Raw genomic sequence first — 15,777 nt, 5'->3', positions numbered from 1 at the left:
GGTGCTGACCGGATGCTCAGGCGCGTCCGGCCGCCGGCTGATGGTTAGGAGGGGGCCCCTGTACTACAGAAAGCGACAAGAAGGGGCCCTTCCTTACCGCTCGTCCCTACCGCTCGGGGGCGCCGAGGGCGTGGTAGCCGCCGTCGACGTGCACGATCTCGCCCGTGGTGGCCGGGAACCAGTCGGACAGCAACGCCAGCACCGCCCGGGCGGCCGGCTCGGCGTCGGTGAGGCTCCAGCCCAGCGGCGCCCGCTCGGCCCAGGCGTTCTCGAACTGCTCGAAGCCGGGGATCGACCGGGCGGCCATGGTGCGCAGCGGACCGGCCGAGACGAGGTTGCTGCGGATGCCCCGCTTGCCCAGGTGCAGCGCCAGGTAGCGGGAGGCGGACTCCAGTCCGGCCTTGGCCACGCCCATCCAGTCGTACACCGGCCACGCCTTGGTGGCGTCGAAGGTGAGGCCCACCACCGAGCCGCCGGGACCCATCAGCGGCAGCGCCGCCATGGCCAGGGACTGGTACGAGTACGTCGAGACGTGCAGCGCCTTCGCCACGTCCTCCCACGGCGCGTCCAGGAACCCGCCGCCGAGGCAGCTCTGCGGCGCGTTGCCGATCGAGTGGACCACCCCGTCGAGCCCGTCCAGGTGCTCGCGTACCTGGTCGGCCAGGCCGGCCAACTGCTCGGGGTTGGTCACGTCCAGTTCGATCACCGGCGGCGGCTCGGGCAGCCGCTTGGCGATCCGCTCGACCAGCGACAACCGGCCGAAACCGGTGAGTACGATCTTCGCGCCGTTCTCCTGGGCGAGTTTCGCCACCGAGAAGGCGATCGAGGCGTCGGTGAGAACGCCGGTGACGAGCAGCCGCTTACCGGCAAGCAGTCCAGACACGTACAGGCCCTTTCGTCGTCGGTTGTCGCGCGGGTTGTCGGGCTCCGCCGAGGGCGGGTCGGGCGTGGTCGAGCGGGCGCGGTCGGGGCGGGTTGGCGGCGCGGCGCGGCGCGCTCAGTGGCCCATGCCGAGGCCGCCGTCGACCGGGATGACGGCGCCGGAAATGTAGCCCGCCGCGTCGCTGGCGAGCCAGGTCACCACGCCGGCGACCTCCTCCGGCTCGGCGAACCGGGCGGCCGGGATGGACTTCAGGTAGTCCGCCCGGAGCTGCTCGGGCAGCTCGGCGGTCATGTCCGTCTCGATGAACCCCGGCGCGACCACGTTGGCGGTGATCTTCCGGCTGCCCAGCTCCCGGGTGATCGACCGGGCCACCCCGACCAGGCCCGCCTTGCTGGCCGCGTAGTTGACCTGGCCGGCCGAGCCGGTGAGACCGACCACCGACGAGATGAAGATCATCCGGCCCCAGCGGGCCCGGACCATCTTCGTGGCGGCCCGCTTGGCGCAGCGGAACGCGCCGGTCAGGTTGGTGTCCACCACCGAGCTGAACTGCTCCTCGGACATCCGCATCAGCAGCGTGTCGGCCGTGATCCCGGCGTTGGCCACCAGCACCTCCACCGGGCCCAGCTCGGCCTCGACCGCGGCGAACGCGGCGTCCACGGCGGCGGCGTCGGTGATGTCGCAGCGCACCCCGAACAGCCCGTTGTCCAGGTAGCCGCCGACCGCGTCCGACCCCGGCTCGCCGGCACCGGTGTCCGACGTTCCCCGGCCGCGGTGCGTGACGGCCACCCGGTCACCCTGCTTGGCGAAGGCGGTCGCGATGGCCAGTCCGATTCCCCGGTTACCCCCGGTCACCAGCACAGTTCGGGCCACGGTTGCTCCTGAAGATCGTACGGACAGCTCGCGTTGCAGACCCTAGGCGCTACCGATGGGTAGGCGCTAACCAGGGCGTACCCCGGGAGTATGACGGCGAAGATCACCCTCTGGTGGGACGGCCGGGCCCCCGGCGCGGCCGTACGCTCCGGACGGTGAGCCTCCGTTCCTGGGCCGCCGCGCTGCGCCGCACGCTGCTCGGTCCCGACTACCCCCCGACCCGGGCACTGCCCGGCCCGCCGGCCATCCGCCGGTACGCGGGCCCGGCCGGTGGGTTGGCCCTGACCGGCCTGTTCGCGATCACCCTCACCGAGGAACACAACCGGGCGCTGCCCATGATCGTCGCGATCCTGTTCGCCGCGATGACCGTGGCGCCGCTGGCGGCGCTGCCCCGGCGCCCCCTGCTGGCCTGGCGGCTGCTGGTGCTGGCGCTCGCGGTCTGCACCTTCAACTCGCCGCCCCGCGCGTCGTGGCCGTGGAACCCGGTGCTGGTGCTCACCGGGCTGCTGGTGCTCGCCGTGGTGGCCCTGCGGGCGGACTGGCCGCTGCTGCCCTGGATCGGCGTCGGCACCCTGGTGCCCGTCCTGGCGCTTGTCGACGCCAACAACGTCGTCGGGGTCATGGTGCTGGTGATCGTGCTGCTGGTGGTCGGCGGGATGATCCGGCGGACCCGGCAGTCCGGCGCGGCGCTGGCCGAGCAGACCGAGCTGAGTGAGCTGGAGAAGGCCCGGCGGGCCGTGCTGGAGGAACGCACCCGGATCGCCCGGGAGATGCACGACGTGGTGGCGCACCACATGTCGATGATCGCCGTCCGGGCCGAGACCGCGCCGTACCGGTTGACCGGGGTGCCGGACCCGGCCCAGGAGGAGTTCCAGGCGATCGCCGGGTCGGCGCGCACGGCGCTGACCGACCTGCGCCGGCTGCTCGGCGTGCTGCGCAGCGAGCACGGCACCGAGCCGGAGACCGCGCCCCAGCCCGGCCTCGCCGAGCTGCCCGACCTGCTGGTCGGGGCACGCCGCGCCGGAATGCGGATCGAGCTGGTCGATCCGCTGCCCGAACCGCCGTACCCGGGTGCGCCGCCGGAAACCGTCCAGCTGGCCGGCTACCGGATCGTGCAGGAGGCGCTGGCCAACGCCGGGCGACACGCGCCGGGTGCCGCCGTCCGGCTGTCGGTGCTGGCCACCGGGGATGAGCTGGCGCTGCGGGTCGACAACGACGTACCGGCCCGGCCACCACGGCAGGGTGCTGACGGGCCGCCACGACAGGGTCCGGGCGGGCCACCACGGCAGGGTGCGGACGGGCACGGCCTCACCGGGCTGCGTGAACGGGCCGCGCTGCTCGGTGGCACCCTCAGCGCCGAGCAGCGCGACGGCGCCTTCACCGTGGCGGCCCGGCTGCCCTACCAGCCCGCTGACGACCACCGGCCCGAGGACGGCGACGAATGATCAAGGTGCTGATCGCCGACGACCAGGCGATGGTGCGGCAGGGTTTCGGCGCGCTGCTGGCCGCCCAGCCGGACCTGCTGGTGGTCGGCGATGCCGCCAACGGCGCCGAGGCGGTCGCGGCGGCCCGCCGGCTCGACCCGGACGTCGTCCTGATGGACGTCCGGATGCCGGTCCTGGACGGCCTGGCCGCGACCCGGCAACTCACGGGCGACAACCGGGACCGACCCCGGGTGCTCATCCTGACCACCTTCGACCTCGACGACTACGTCTACGCCGCGCTGCGCGCCGGGGCCAGCGGGTTCCTGCTCAAGGACGCGCCGGCCGCCGACCTGGTCCACGCGGTCCGGGTGGTGGCCGCCGGTGACGCGCTGCTGGCGCCCACGGTGACCCGCCGGCTGATCGCCGAGTTCGCCGCCCGCCCGCGCCCGGACCGACCCCGACCGGTCTCGCTGGCCGCGCTCACCGCCCGGGAGACCGAGGTGCTGCGGCTGATCGCCCGGGGACGATCGAACGCGGAGATCGCCGCCGAGCTGGTGGTGGCCGAGCAGACCGTCAAGACCCACGTCGGCCGGGTGCTGGGCAAGCTGCACCTGCGGGACCGGGCTCAGGCCGTCGTCCTGGCGTACGAGTCGGGCCTGGTCGCCGCCGGCGAGTAACCCCGGGGTACCACCGGCGGACCGCTCCCCGGGTTGATCCGCGACCGCCGGTCGCCGTCGCACCCTTCCGGTCAACCGACCGAGGGGGTACGACATGATCCGTCAGCTTGTCTCCGGCACCGCGCTGACCGCGCTGCTCGGCATCGGGCTGGTCGCCCCGGCACCGGCGAGCGCCGGGCCGGTGGCTTCGCCGCTGGCGCCGACCACGATGGCGTACGCGCGCAGCGACGCCGCGATGCGGGCCGCCGGTACCCCGTACGCGGGCTGGGTCGGCCGGCAGTTCCTGGAGTTCGATCCGGCCGGCGACGGCCGGGCCGTCGAGGTGGTCGGTGACCTGACCCGCGCGGACCGGATCGTGGTGCTGGTCCCCGGCGTGGCCACCACGCTGCGGGACTTCGACCGTGGCCTGGGTGGCGTACCGGACCGGGCGCCGGCCCGGCAGGCCCGCACGGTGTACGACACCCTGCGTGCCACCGATCCGGCGGCCCGGGTCGCCGTGCTGGCCTGGCTCGGCTACGACCCGCCGGACGGGCTCGGCCTGGCGGCGGCCCGTTCGACGCGGGCCCGGACCGGCGCCACGGCCCTGGTGGCGTTCCTCACCGACCTCGTGCGGCAGCGGTCGTCGGTCACCGTCACCCTGGTCGGGCACAGTTACGGGGCGCTGGTGATCGGTCTGGCCGCGGCCCGGTTACCCGCTCAGGTGACCGAGCTGGTCACCCTCGGCGGGATCGGCATGGGCACCGACCGGGTGACCGGGTTGGGCACCTCGGCCCGGGTGTGGGCGGCCGAGGCCCCGGACGACTGGATCGACCGGGTGCCACAACTGCGGCTCGGCGACCTGGGACACGGGGCCCGGCCGGCGACCGCCCGGTTCGGCGCCCGCCGGCTACCCACCGACGGGGTCCACGGCCACGATGGTTACCTGGTCGCGGGCACCGGCACCGTCCGGGCCCTGGCTGCCGTCGTCCTCGGGCAGGCGGACCGCTGAGCGGCTCCGGCACGACCGCGACCGGCCGGGATCGGGCGGTCGACGGACTGCGGGTGGTGGCGATCATCGGTGTCGTCCTCGGGCACTGGCTGGTCACCGCGCCGGTGCTGGCCCCGGACGGCACGCTGTTCCAGGACAGTCCACTGCGGACGCTACCGGCCCTGGCGCCGCTGAGCTGGCTGCCGCAGACCCTCGGCCTGTTCTTCTTCGTCGCCGGTTTCGCCGCCACCCGGGCCCGGCGGGCGGCGCGGGACATCCGGTACCGGTGCTGGCTGGGCGTCCGGTTGCGCAGGTTGGCCGTCCCGGTGGTCGGCTTCACCGCCGCATGGGCGTGTGCCCTGCTGGTCGGCCTGGCCGCCGGCGCACCGGACGGCACCGTCGAGACGGTGGCCCGGCTGGTGGTCAGCCCGCTGTGGTTCCTCGTACCGCTGCTGGTGTTGACCGCCCTGACCCCGGTCCTGGACCGGTACGTCGGCCGGTTCGGGATGCTGGCCGTGGTGCCCCCGATCGCCCTGGTGACCGCCGCGGACCTCGGCCACGGCGCACGGCTGTCCACCCTGCTGGCCGGCTGGGCGGTGCCGTACCTGCTGGGCGTGGCGGTCGCGACGGACCGGCACCCGGGCCGGCTCGCCGGCTGGCCGGCGGACCCGGCGAGCGGCGGCCTACGACCGTTCCGTGGCACCGGGTGGGCGCTCACCGTCGGCGGCACGGCGGGCCTGGTCGGGCTGGTGCTGCTGGCGGGATATCCGGCCAGCGCGGTGGGGGTGCCGGGGGCGGGACGCTCCAATCTGGACCCGCCGTCGCTGGCCACCCTGGCCCTGGCGCTGGCCCAGGTCGGGCTGGCCCTGCTGCTCCGGCCGGCGCTGGACCGGTTGCTCACCGAGCCGCGCTGGTGGCGACCGGTGCGGGCGGTCAACCGGGTCGCGCTGCCGGTCTTCCTCACCCACCAGAGCGCGCTCATCGGGGTCACCGTGGCCGGGCTGTGGCTGGCCGGTGGCCGGGCCGTACCGGGGCTGCACACGGCACCGACCGCCGGTTGGGTGGTCGCCCGGCTGGCCTGGCTACCGGTCTTCGCCGCCGCACTGGTACTGCTGCTGGCCCTGCTGGCCGGCCGCCGTCGTCCAGGCTGACCTCCATCCACCTGGTTGATCATGGGTTTCACCGCAGGCTCCAGCGCAAGAATCCCTGATGAGACCCATGATCAACCCGGCGCGAGGCCGGGTGGGACCGGTGGGCCGGGTGGGCGCGGCGGTGCGGCGGCCTGGGTGTAACATTCGCAACGGATCTTTTCCGCCCGGCCGACCTGTGGAGGTGATCGCTGTGCGAGATAGCGATCCTCCTAGTCGTGGCCGGGCCTTCGGTCCGCTCCGCTGAGCCTCTGCCAGCCTGAGCCGACCAAGTCGCACCGCCACGCACCCGCCCGGGTTCCGGCTACCGCCGGGACAACCCGGGCGCGTCCCGTCGGCGGTCCACCCGGTCGCGATTCTCTCCGCACCAGCCCCCGTTCCGCGTGTCTGTCGCCATCGGAGAATCGCCATGAACCGCTACGCCGCCCCGCTCGGTTTCACCCTCGCCGCCGTCTGGGTCGTCTACCTCTTCGTGCTGGTCGGCGCCACGCACTGAGCCGGACCGGCCGGCCGACTCACCGTCACGAGGCCGGCTGGCCCCCGCCTCGCCCAGCCACCGCCTCGTCCGGCGACCGGTCGTCCGGCCACCGCGCCGTCAACCTAGAGCAGCCGGGATGTCCAGAGCAGGCTCGCCGCCGCCGCGGCCAGGGCCAGCAGCAGCGCAACCCCGACGTACCACTGGGTCACCTCGCGTGGCTCGGTCCGGAACCCGATCGAACTGCCCATGTCCTGGTACACCTTCTTCAGCTCACTCACCGACGCGGCCTCGTAGAAGAACCCCTGGGTGGTCTCGGCGAGCTGGGCCAGCGACATCCGGTCCACCGGCACCCGCTGCTGCTGACCGGCGATGTCCACCGCGCCGTCGTCGGTGCCGAAGGCGATCGTCGACACCGGTACGTTCGCCGACTGCGCCGCGGACGCCGCCTCCTCCACCGACCGGCCCGAGGTCCGGTAGCCGTCCGAGAGCAGCACGATCCGAGCCGGGGGTGGCCCCTGCGCGCCGTCCGCCGGTACCGAGCGGATGGCGTCCAGGCAGGTGAAGACCGCCTCGCCCGTCGCGGTCGCCTCCGCCAGCGACAACCCGTCGATGGCCTCCACCACCGCGGCCCGGTCCTTGCCCGGCGGCACCAGCACGTTCGCCGACTTGGCGAACGAGACGAGTCCCAGGTTGAAGGTGGGCGGCAGCTCCTGCACGAACTGCTTCGCCGCCTCCTGCGCGGCCTGAAGCCGGTTCGGCGCCACGTCGTCGGCCTGCATCGACAGCGACACGTCGATGGCGAGCATGATGGTGGCCCGTTCCAGCGGCTCCTTGACGTCGACCGAGGGCCGGGCCATGCCGGTGGCCAGCACCAGCAGGCTGAGCAGGAAGGCACCGGACGCGGCGTGCCGCCGCCAGCCGATCCCCCTGGGCGCGAGGGTACGCAGCAGGTCGACGTTGGTGAACCGCATCGCGTACGTGCGGCGGTGCAACTGCCGCCACACGTACACGCCGGCCAGGGCGAGGACCGGCAGCACAGCCAGTAGCCACCACGGTTGCAGGAAACGGATCATCGTGTGGTCCCCCTGGTACGCGCGTGCCGCTGTGCCGCGACGAAGCGCACCATGTCCAGAAGCCAATCGGAATCGGTACGTAGTCTCAGATGCGCGGCGCCGGCGGCGCGCAGTTCGGCGGCGATGGCCGACCGCTGGGCCGAGGCCGCGTCCGCGTACCGGCGGCGCAGCTCCGGGTCGGCGGTCTGCACCTCGTGCGACTGCCCGGTCTCCGGGTCCACCAATTCCAGCACGCCGACGTCGGGTAGTTCCAGCTCACGCGGATCGACCACCTCGACCGCCAGCACATCGTGCCGGACGCCGAGTTTGCGGACCGCTCGACCCCACTGCGCGGGCGGAGCCAGGAAGTCGGAGATCACCACCGCCATGCCGCGCCGGCGCGGCGGCGAGTTCAGCATGTTGACCAGCGCACCAAGGTCGGTCCGGCCGGGTCGGATCGGGGTGGTGGCGATGGCCCGTACCAGGCCCTGGGCCTCCTTGCGGCCGGGCCGCGCCGGCAGCCGCCGGACGGCGCCGGGCGAACCGCCGGCACCGGACGACCCGGTGACACCGGCGGCGGCCGAGCCGGCGGTGCCGGGTGGATGTCCGGGGCCGGCCGGGCCGGGCGGCGTACCGGGGGCAGCACCGGCGCCGCGACCGCCGACCGGCCACCAACGGCGGCCGGCCGGGGACGCGGCCGGGGCCGGCCGGTCCGGACCGGTGCCGACGACCGCGCCGACCCGGTTGCCACCCCGGGCGTTCAGGTGCGCCACCGCGGCCACCGCGGCGACCACGAGGTCCCGCTTGAGCCACCGGCCGGTGCCGAAGTCCAGGCTGGCCGACAGGTCGACGGCGAGCCACGTCTCCAGCTCCCGGTCGGCCACGGTCTGCCGCACGTGCGCCACCGTGGTCCGGGCGGTCACCGGCCAGTCCATCCGGCGTACGTCGTCACCGGGCCGGTACTCCCGCGACTCGCCGGCCTCGCTGCCCGGTCCCGGCAGCAGACCCAGGTAGTCGCCCTGCAACAGACCGTCCAGCCGGCGGGTCACCAGCAGTTGGAGTCGGGACAGCACCGCCTCGGCCCGGCCCGCGGTGGCGCCGGCCGGGTCGGCGTACCCGGCCCTCGGCACCCGGGCGGTGCCGCCCGGGACCGGCGGCCCGGCCGAGCCCCCCGGCGGCCAGCCCGATCCGGCCGGTGGCGCACCCGGTCCTCCCGGCGGCGTACCGGGGGGCCCGGGCACGGTGGCCGGACCCGGCTCGTCGGGAACCCCGGGTCCGGTGGCCGGACCGGTCACGGGAGCTGCCCGGGCCAGCCCGCGCCGGAGGTGGCCGCGGGGACGGCCTGCTGGCGCGGCGCGACGGTGGGCAGCGGGATCGTCGAGAGCACCCGCCCCACGATGTGGTCGGCCGGTACGTCGTCGGCCAGCGCGTCGTAACTGAGCACCAACCGGTGCCGGAGGATGTCCGGGGCGACGTCCTGGATGTCCTGCGGCAGCGCGTAGTCCCGGCCGCGCAGCAGGGCCAGTGCCCGGGTGGCCCGGACGATGCCGAGCGAGGCGCGCGGGCTGGCGCCGTACTGGATCAACTGGGCGACGTCGGGCATGCCGTGCTCGGCCGGGGTCCGGGTGGCCAGCACCAGCCGTACGGTGTAGTCGACCAGCGCGTTGTGTACGAACACCTGGTCGGCCTTGCGCTGCAACGCCAGCAGGTCGGACGGGGAGAACACCGGCGACGGCTCGGGCGGCGCGACGCCCATGCGGTAGACGATCTCCCGCTCCTCGGCGTCCGTGGGGTAGCCCACGAGGATCTTCATCAGGAACCGGTCCCGCTGCGCCTCGGGCAGCGGGTACACGCCCTCCTGCTCGATCGGGTTCTGCGTGGCCATCACCAGGAACGGTTCGGGCACCCGGTGGGTCTGCCCGCCGATCGAGACCTGCCGCTCGCTCATCACCTCGAGCAGGGCCGACTGCACCTTGGCCGGCGCCCGGTTGATCTCGTCGGCCAGCAGGAAGTTCACGAAGATCGGCCCGAGCTCGACATCGAACTTCTCACTCGACTGGCGGTAGATCCGGGTGCCCATGATGTCCGCCGGGACCAGGTCGGGGGTGAACTGCACCCGGGCGAACGTGCCACCCACCACCGTGGCCAGGGTCTCCACGGCGAGGGTCTTGGCCACCCCGGGCACCCCCTCCAGCAGGCAGTGTCCACGCGCCAGCAGCGCCACGAACATCCGCTCCACCATCCGGTCCTGGCCCACGATCACCTTCTTGACCTCGAACAGGGCCCGCTCCAGGAGCGTGGCGTCCTGCGCCGGGGTGCTGCCGGGGGTCGCGTGCGGGGTGCCGGCTGTCCGCGCGTCCCCGCCCGGGGCCGTGGGCACGCCGGGCGCCGCGGGCACGCTCGGCGAGGACGGATCGCCCGTGGGGGACGGATTCGGTACGTCGGGTGTGGTCGGCTGGGCCACCGGTCCTCCACAACTTCGCAGTCACGCTGACGATGTCGGCGGCGGCCGTCGGCGCGGTGCCACCGCACCAAGCCTCGCACGTCCGGCCGCGGGACCGCCCGGCGGAAACCCCGGTTCCCGGCGTGGCGGGTCCGCCACGGCATGCAGGCTGGACAGAAGGGGGTTGTTGGTGTGTACCATTCAGCCGTCGCCGGGCGGCTTCCCCCGTGGCCGCCCGGCGCTCAATCCCTCCAGCGTCCGTGGATCTTTCCGGCGATGGTGGATTTCTCCCCCGCCCGTAGACTGACCGGGTGGTCGACCTTCCCCGCATCGCACCGGACCAGCCGGAGCCGCCGATCTGCTCGGCGCGCGGCTGCCGGGCGCCGGCGGTCTGGGCGCTGCGGTGGAACAACCCTCGCCTGCACACCGCGGACCGCCGCAAGACCTGGTTGGCCTGCCCCGATCATCGCGGCTCGCTTGGCGATTTCCTCGACGCGCGGGGGTTCCTGCGTGTGGTTGAGCCGTTGGCCGCGTCGCCTAGTCTCGAACCGTGAGCGATCGAGAGCACGCCCAGCGGGCCGACCCGCTCGAACCGTGGCCCCGGACGGTCAACTGGCGGCCGGTCTCCACCGCCCTGATCCGGGTGGAACTGCTCCGGCTCGCCGCCGTCCTGGTGGTGCTGATCGTCGGGCTCGCCATCGGCTGGGTGCTGTCCGGGCACTGGTCGTTCGGCCTCGCGATCCTGCTGGTGCTGCTGATCGGTGTCTGGCGGGTGACGGTCATCGTCCGGGCGGTGCGCGCGTGGGGCTACGCCGAGCGGGACAACGATTTGCTGGTCCGGCACGGCCTGCTGGTCCGGCGGCTGTCGATCGTCCCGTACGCCCGGATGCAGTTCGTCGACGTCAGCGCCGGCCCGCTGGAGCGGGCCTTCGGGCTGGCCACCGTGCAACTGCACACCGCCGCCGCCGCGAGCGACGCGCGGATACCGGGGCTCCGGCCGGCCGAGGCCGCCCGGCTGCGGGACCGGCTCACCGCGCTCGGCGAGGACCGGGTGGAAGGGCTGTGACCAGCCGGACGGACGCGACGACGGCCGGCCGGGCGTACCCGGCGGTGCCGACCGGCCGGACTTACCCGGCAGTGCCGGACGGCCGGGCGTACCCGGCAGTGCCGGACGGCCGGGCGTACCCGGCGGTGCCGGACGGGTCATGCCGGTGAGCCAGCCAGCCGCCGAGCCGAGGCAACGCCTGCATCCGCTCAGTCCGCTGTTGCAGGGCGCCAAGACGCTTGTCGTGGTGGTCGCCGGCCTGTCCTGGTCGACGCTGTCCCGCGTCGGCCTCGGGTGGTTCAGCCTGATGGTCGCCGTGCTGGCCCTCGGCGCCCTCGCCCTGTCGGCGGTCAGCTGGTACAACACCGGTTACCAGGTGGTCGGCCGCGAGCTGCGGGTCCACGAGGGCCTGCTGTGGCGACGTACCCGGGCCATCCCGCTGGAACGGCTGCAGGCCGTGGAGGTGGTCCGCCCGCTGCTGGCGCAGCTCACCGGGCTCGCCGAACTGCGCCTGGAGGTGGTGGGCGGCGGCAAGACCGAGGCGCCGCTGGCGTACCTGTCGGTGGCCGAGGCCGGTGCGCTGCGCGACCGGCTGTTGGACCTCGCCGGACGGACCCGGCCGGCCGCCGGAGGCACGCCGCCCGGGGTACCCCCGTCGGTCGCCGGTGGCGCACCCATCGGCGGACCACCGGTGACCACCGACCTCGCGTCGGCCGGCGGACCGCCCGGAAGCCCGACGGGGGAGGCGACGGACGCCGTGCCACCGGGCACACCGCCCGCGCCGGGCGCCGGCTCCCCGGACGCGGAGCCGGCGCCGGGCGACGCCGTCCCGCAATCGTGGCCCGGCGGGACCGTCCCGCAATCGTGGCCCGGCGGGACCGTCCCGCAGTCGTGGCCCGGCGGGGCAGTCCCGCAGTCGTGGCCCGGTCCCGCTGGTGTCCCCCAAGCCGCTGGTGTCCCCCAACCCGCCGGCGGCGCCCAACCCGCCGGGATCGGCCAGCCCATCGGGTACGCCGCGTCCGCCCGTGGCGGGCCCGCGCTGGCCCGCCCGCTGCACGCGGTGGCCAACCGGGACCTGCTGATCAGCCAGCTACTCACCCCGCAGGCCTTCCTGCTGCCGTTCGGCGTGGCATTCGTCATCATCCAGTTCCTGTCCGAGGATTCCTGGTCGTTCGTCGCGGTGGCCAGCACCGTGACCGCGATGGCCGGTGTGCTGCTGCGCCCGGTCCGTCGGGTGCTCGACGACTGGAACTTCCGGCTGGGCCGGGAGAACACCTCGCTCCGGGTCCGGCACGGTCTGCTGGAGACCCGCTCCCAGACCGTGCCGCTGGACCGGGTCCAGGCCATCGGAGTCACCTGGCCGCTGCTGTGGCGGTTCACCGACTGGCTGCGGCTGCGCCTCGACGTGGCCGGGTACGCCGTCGCCGACGCCGACGACCGTAACCTGTCGGACCGGCTGCTCCCGGTGGGCGATCTGGAGACCGCCCGCCTGATCACCGCCCAGGTGCTGCCCGAGGTGGATCTGGCCGCCCTGCCGCTGGCGCCACCACCCGAGCGGGTCCGCTGGCTGCGGCCGTTGAGCCGGCGGGCGCTGGGAGCGGGCCTGACCGACCGGGTGTTCGCGGTACGGCACGGGCTGCTCACCCGGGAGCTGGTGGTCGTGCCGGTCGCCCGGATCCAGAGCGTCCGGGTGGTCCAGGGTCCGGTGCAGCGCCTGCTGTCGTTGGCCACCGTCCACGCGGACACGGCCGGCGGCCGGGGCGCGGTCGCGCTGCACCGGGACGTGACCGAGGCCTGGGCGCTGGCCGCGGACCTCGCCGCCCGGGCCCGAGCGGCCCGGGACAGCGCCTAGGCTGGGTCGCATGGAGCAGCAGCAGGCGGACGACGTCTTCCCGCCCGGGCTCGGCGCCCGCGTCGAGCTGACCGTCACCGACTCCGACACCGCCCAGGCACTCGGCTCGGGCGATGTACCGGTGCTCGGCACGCCCCGGGTGCTGGCCCTCGCCGAGGCCGCGACCGTGGCGGCCACCGCCACCCGCCTGCCGCCGGGCATGACCACCGTCGGCGTACGGGTCGAGCTGGAACACCTGTTGCCGACGCCGGTCGGGCGGACCGTGGTGGCGCAGGCCCGGCTGTCGACGGTGACCGGCCGGCGGCTGACCTTCGAGGTGACGGTCACCGACGGCGACGAGACGGTGGCGCAGGGCCGGGTGGAGCGGGCGATGCTGGATCGGCACCGGTTCGTCGAACGGGCCGCGGGGCCGGCATGACCGACGGATCGGACTTCACCGAGATCGGCGACCGGGTCTACCTGCTGCGGCACCCGGCGTTCGACGTCAACGTCACCCTGGTGGCCGGTGACACGACCGCCCTGCTGGTCGACACCCTCTCCACGACCGGCCAGGCCGAGGCGCTCGGCGTGGCGGTACGTCGGATCACCCCGCATCCGCTGACCATCGTCAACACCCACCACCACTTCGACCACTGCTTCGGCAACGCCACCCTGGCCGGTGACCCGGTCCGTCCGGTGTGGGCACACGAGGAGGCGGCGCTGCTGCTGCGGGAACGTCCCGAGCGGGTCCGGCAGGAGGCGTACGACGAGGCGGTGGCCGTCGACTCGCAGCTGGCCGCCGAGATCGTCGCCACCCCGATCCTGGCGCCCACCCACACCGTCCACCTCGAATCCACCGTGGACCTCGGCGGCCGGGCGGTCACGTTGCGCCATCACGGCCGGGGGCACACCACCGGCGACCTGACGGTCGAGATACCGGACGCCGACGTGCTGGTCGCCGGTGACCTGCTGGAGTCGTCCGGTCCGCCGGACTTCGGCGACGGGTTCCCGCTGGCCTGGCCGGAGACCGTGGAGTCGATGCTGCGTCGAGCGACCCGGACCACGACGATCGTGCCCGGGCACGGCCCGCCGCTCGGGCTGGTCGAGGCTCGCGCCCAGCATGCCGACCTGGCCGCGTTGTCCTGGCTGATCCGCAGCGGGCACGCCGACCGGCAGCCCGCCGAGGCGGTGGCCAAGCAGGCACCGTTCGGCCCCGACACCGCGCTGGTGGCCGTCCGCCGCGGATACGCCGAACTGACCGGCTGAGCGGAAAGGAAGGTGCCCTTGTTATCGCTTTTCGGATAGCAAGGGCACCCGCTTAACGCGGCCGCGCCGCGGTCACCGGTCCGGCTGCCGACCGCAGCCGACACGGACGACCGGCGTGGCTGGTCAGCACGGACCGCGTTCGACACGGACCAGGTGACGCGGGCCGGGCGGCGACGCCGATGGTCGCAACCGACCGGCCGCAGGGCCGACGGGGCCACCGGCGGGGCCCAGAGAATCGGCATGTCTCTATTGCTTCGTCGAGAGATTCATGCTGCAATGCCCGTATCGGGTCGGCGCAGGGGCCAAGTGCGCCACCCGCACAACCCAGCCGGGTCACGCACGATCCGCGTTCTGGACCCAGCCGGTCGGCCGCGACGCACGCGGCCTGGGCATCGCCGGAGGTCCGAGGACGCCCGATCCCCCATGCCACCGTTCGCTGGTGGCCTAAGCCCGGCAGGGAGAAAACCCAAATGAATCGTGTACGCAGGCTCTCGGCGCTCGCCGTCGTGGCCGCCACCGGCGCCGCCGCGGCGGTGGCGTTGCTGACCCCGCAGGCCGCCCTGGCACACGGCGCCGCCATGACCCCCGGCGCCCGCACCTACCTGTGCTGGAAGGACGGGCTCACCTCAAGCGGTGAGATCAGGCCCAACAACCCGGCCTGCGCCGCCGCCGTCGGGATCAGCGGCAGCAACTCGCTGTACAACTGGTTCGGCGTGCTCCGCTCCGACGCCGGCGGTCGCACCACCGGCTACATCCCGGACGGCTCGCTGTGCAGTGGCGGCAACCCCGGTTTCAGCGGGTACGACCTGGCCCGCAACGACTGGCCGCTCACCCACCTGACGGCCGGCCGGACGATGGAGTTCGACTACAACAACTGGGCCAACCACCCGGGGACGTTCTACTACTACGTCACCAAGGACACCTGGAGCCCGACCCGGCCGCTGGCCTGGAGCGACCTGGAGTCGCAGCCGTTCCTCACCGTCACCAACCCGCCGGCGAGCGGCGGTCCGGGTAACGCCACCGGGCACTACTACTTCACCGGCACCCTGCCGTCGAACAAGAGCGGTCGGCACATCATCTACTCCCGCTGGGTCCGCTCGGACAGCCAGGAGAACTTCTTCGGCTGCTCCGACGTGACCTTCGACGGCGGCAACGGTGAGGTCACCGGGGTCGGCCCCGGCAACTATCCGACCGACCCGCCGACAAGCGCTCCGCCCACCAGCACCCCGCCCACCAGCGCCCCGCCCACGAGTGCTCCGCCCACCAGCAACCCGCCCACCAGCGCCCCGCCGACCAGCACGCCGCCGCCGACCGGTGAGTGCATGGCGGTCTACAAGGTGGTCAGCTCCTGGTCCGGTGGTTTCCAGGGTGAGGTTCAGATCATGAACCACGGTTCGAAGACGTTCGGCGGTTGGACGGCGAACTGGACCTGGCCGAGCGGTCAGACCATCAACAGCGTGTGGAGCGGTACCTACTCCGGGTCGGGCGCGTCGGTCACGGTGACCAACGCAGCCTGGAACGGTTCGGTGGCGCCGGGCGGCAGTACGACGTTCGGCTTCACCGCCAACTCCAACAACAACACCGCGCCGACGGTCACCTGCACGGGACGCTGACGCTCCCCGGATCGGCGCCGGTGCTGCACCGGTCAGTACGTTAAGAAGGGCCCCTTGTTATACAAAAAGCGATAACAAGG

General features: G+C 73.8%; 16 protein-coding genes. 11 read left to right on the top strand and 5 right to left on the bottom strand.

The features are described 5' to 3' along the window. Positions 1-106: 106 nt before the first annotated feature. The gene (fabI, locus tag ACXN5W_RS16430) at positions 107-883 is read right to left on the bottom strand and encodes an enoyl-ACP reductase FabI (RefSeq protein ID WP_473159164.1); all 777 of its coding nucleotides are present in this window, start codon (positions 881-883) and stop codon (positions 107-109) included. Positions 884-997: 114 nt separating this feature from the next. Next, complete coding sequence (fabG, locus tag ACXN5W_RS16425) at positions 998-1,753, bottom strand: 3-oxoacyl-ACP reductase FabG (RefSeq protein ID WP_473159163.1); 756 nt, start codon at positions 1,751-1,753, stop codon at positions 998-1,000. 155 nt (positions 1,754-1,908) lie between these two features. Here fabG and ACXN5W_RS16420 point away from each other — a divergent pair, with 155 nt between their 5' ends. From ACXN5W_RS16420 to ACXN5W_RS16405, 4 genes are all read left to right on the top strand, one after another. Next, entirely contained in the window at positions 1,909-3,198 is a 1,290-nt protein-coding gene (locus tag ACXN5W_RS16420; RefSeq protein WP_473159162.1) for a sensor histidine kinase, read from the top strand. Next, complete coding sequence (locus ACXN5W_RS16415; RefSeq protein WP_473159161.1) at positions 3,195-3,854, top strand: response regulator; 660 nt, start codon at positions 3,195-3,197, stop codon at positions 3,852-3,854. Before ACXN5W_RS16420 ends, ACXN5W_RS16415 begins: the two co-directional genes overlap by 4 nt. A gap of 94 nt (positions 3,855-3,948) precedes the next feature. Next, positions 3,949-4,842: an alpha/beta hydrolase gene (locus tag ACXN5W_RS16410; RefSeq protein WP_473159160.1), complete on the top strand. Its 894-nt coding sequence runs from the start codon at positions 3,949-3,951 to the stop codon at positions 4,840-4,842. Next, positions 4,839-5,972, top strand: coding sequence for an acyltransferase family protein (locus tag ACXN5W_RS16405; RefSeq protein ID WP_473159203.1), 1,134 nt, complete (start codon positions 4,839-4,841; stop codon positions 5,970-5,972). The genes ACXN5W_RS16410 and ACXN5W_RS16405 overlap by 4 nt, the downstream gene beginning before the upstream one ends. A 597-nt stretch (positions 5,973-6,569) precedes the next feature. Here ACXN5W_RS16405 and ACXN5W_RS16400 read toward each other — a convergent pair. The 3 genes from ACXN5W_RS16400 to ACXN5W_RS16390 form a co-directional block, all read right to left on the bottom strand. Continuing rightward, positions 6,570-7,520 carry a VWA domain-containing protein gene (locus tag ACXN5W_RS16400; RefSeq protein ID WP_473159159.1) on the bottom strand — a complete coding sequence of 317 codons (951 nt, stop codon included), beginning with the start codon at positions 7,518-7,520 and terminating at the stop codon, positions 6,570-6,572. Continuing rightward, positions 7,517-8,629 carry a DUF58 domain-containing protein gene (locus ACXN5W_RS16395; protein ID WP_473159202.1) on the bottom strand — a complete coding sequence of 371 codons (1,113 nt, stop codon included), beginning with the start codon at positions 8,627-8,629 and terminating at the stop codon, positions 7,517-7,519. The genes ACXN5W_RS16400 and ACXN5W_RS16395 overlap by 4 nt, the downstream gene beginning before the upstream one ends. Before the next feature lie 161 nt (positions 8,630-8,790). After that, on the bottom strand, positions 8,791-9,879 hold the full coding sequence (locus ACXN5W_RS16390; RefSeq protein ID WP_473159201.1) for an AAA family ATPase: 1,089 nt from the start codon (positions 9,877-9,879) through the stop codon (positions 8,791-8,793). Between the two features lie 374 nt (positions 9,880-10,253). Between ACXN5W_RS16390 and ACXN5W_RS16385 the strand changes: the two genes are divergently transcribed. The 7 genes from ACXN5W_RS16385 to ACXN5W_RS16355 all read left to right on the top strand — a co-directional run bounded on the left by ACXN5W_RS16385 (position 10,254) and on the right by ACXN5W_RS16355 (position 15,697). Then, entirely contained in the window at positions 10,254-10,496 is a 243-nt protein-coding gene (locus tag ACXN5W_RS16385; protein WP_473159158.1) for a hypothetical protein, read from the top strand. Further along, positions 10,493-11,008 carry a PH domain-containing protein gene (locus ACXN5W_RS16380; RefSeq protein ID WP_473159157.1) on the top strand — a complete coding sequence of 172 codons (516 nt, stop codon included), beginning with the start codon at positions 10,493-10,495 and terminating at the stop codon, positions 11,006-11,008. Before ACXN5W_RS16385 ends, ACXN5W_RS16380 begins: the two co-directional genes overlap by 4 nt. After that, positions 11,005-11,157 (top strand): hypothetical protein, encoded by a 153-nt coding sequence (locus ACXN5W_RS16375; protein WP_473159156.1) that lies wholly within the window; start codon positions 11,005-11,007, stop codon positions 11,155-11,157. The genes ACXN5W_RS16380 and ACXN5W_RS16375 overlap by 4 nt, the downstream gene beginning before the upstream one ends. Then, a complete protein-coding gene (locus ACXN5W_RS16370) occupies positions 11,154-12,839 on the top strand; it encodes a PH domain-containing protein (protein ID WP_473159155.1) in 1,686 nt (561 codons plus the stop codon). Before ACXN5W_RS16375 ends, ACXN5W_RS16370 begins: the two co-directional genes overlap by 4 nt. 10 nt (positions 12,840-12,849) lie before the next feature. Beyond that, positions 12,850-13,257, top strand: coding sequence for a thioesterase family protein (locus ACXN5W_RS16365; protein ID WP_473159154.1), 408 nt, complete (start codon positions 12,850-12,852; stop codon positions 13,255-13,257). Then, on the top strand, positions 13,254-14,084 hold the full coding sequence (locus ACXN5W_RS16360) for an MBL fold metallo-hydrolase (protein WP_473159153.1): 831 nt from the start codon (positions 13,254-13,256) through the stop codon (positions 14,082-14,084). Before ACXN5W_RS16365 ends, ACXN5W_RS16360 begins: the two co-directional genes overlap by 4 nt. A 470-nt stretch (positions 14,085-14,554) precedes the next feature. Next, complete coding sequence (locus ACXN5W_RS16355) at positions 14,555-15,697, top strand: lytic polysaccharide monooxygenase (RefSeq protein ID WP_473159152.1); 1,143 nt, start codon at positions 14,555-14,557, stop codon at positions 15,695-15,697. Positions 15,698-15,777: the final 80 nt, after the last annotated feature.

It is taken from the genome of Plantactinospora sp. A48, assembly GCF_055793945.1.
Note: the sequence above shows the minus strand (reverse complement) of the source record. Positions and strands in the feature narration are given on the sequence as shown.

Excerpts from the sequence above, each read along its gene's own strand:
- ACXN5W_RS16415 (WP_473159161.1), top strand. The coding sequence starts at position 3,195 with ATGATCAAGGTGCTGATCGCCGACGACCAGGCGATGGTGCGGCAGGGT.
- ACXN5W_RS16410 (WP_473159160.1), top strand. The coding sequence starts at position 3,949 with ATGATCCGTCAGCTTGTCTCCGGCACCGCGCTGACCGCGCTGCTCGGC.
- ACXN5W_RS16400 (WP_473159159.1), bottom strand. The coding sequence starts at position 7,520 with ATGATCCGTTTCCTGCAACCGTGGTGGCTACTGGCTGTGCTGCCGGTC.
- ACXN5W_RS16365 (WP_473159154.1), top strand. The coding sequence starts at position 12,850 with ATGGAGCAGCAGCAGGCGGACGACGTCTTCCCGCCCGGGCTCGGCGCC.
- ACXN5W_RS16360 (WP_473159153.1), top strand. The coding sequence starts at position 13,254 with ATGACCGACGGATCGGACTTCACCGAGATCGGCGACCGGGTCTACCTG.
- ACXN5W_RS16355 (WP_473159152.1), top strand. The coding sequence starts at position 14,555 with ATGAATCGTGTACGCAGGCTCTCGGCGCTCGCCGTCGTGGCCGCCACC.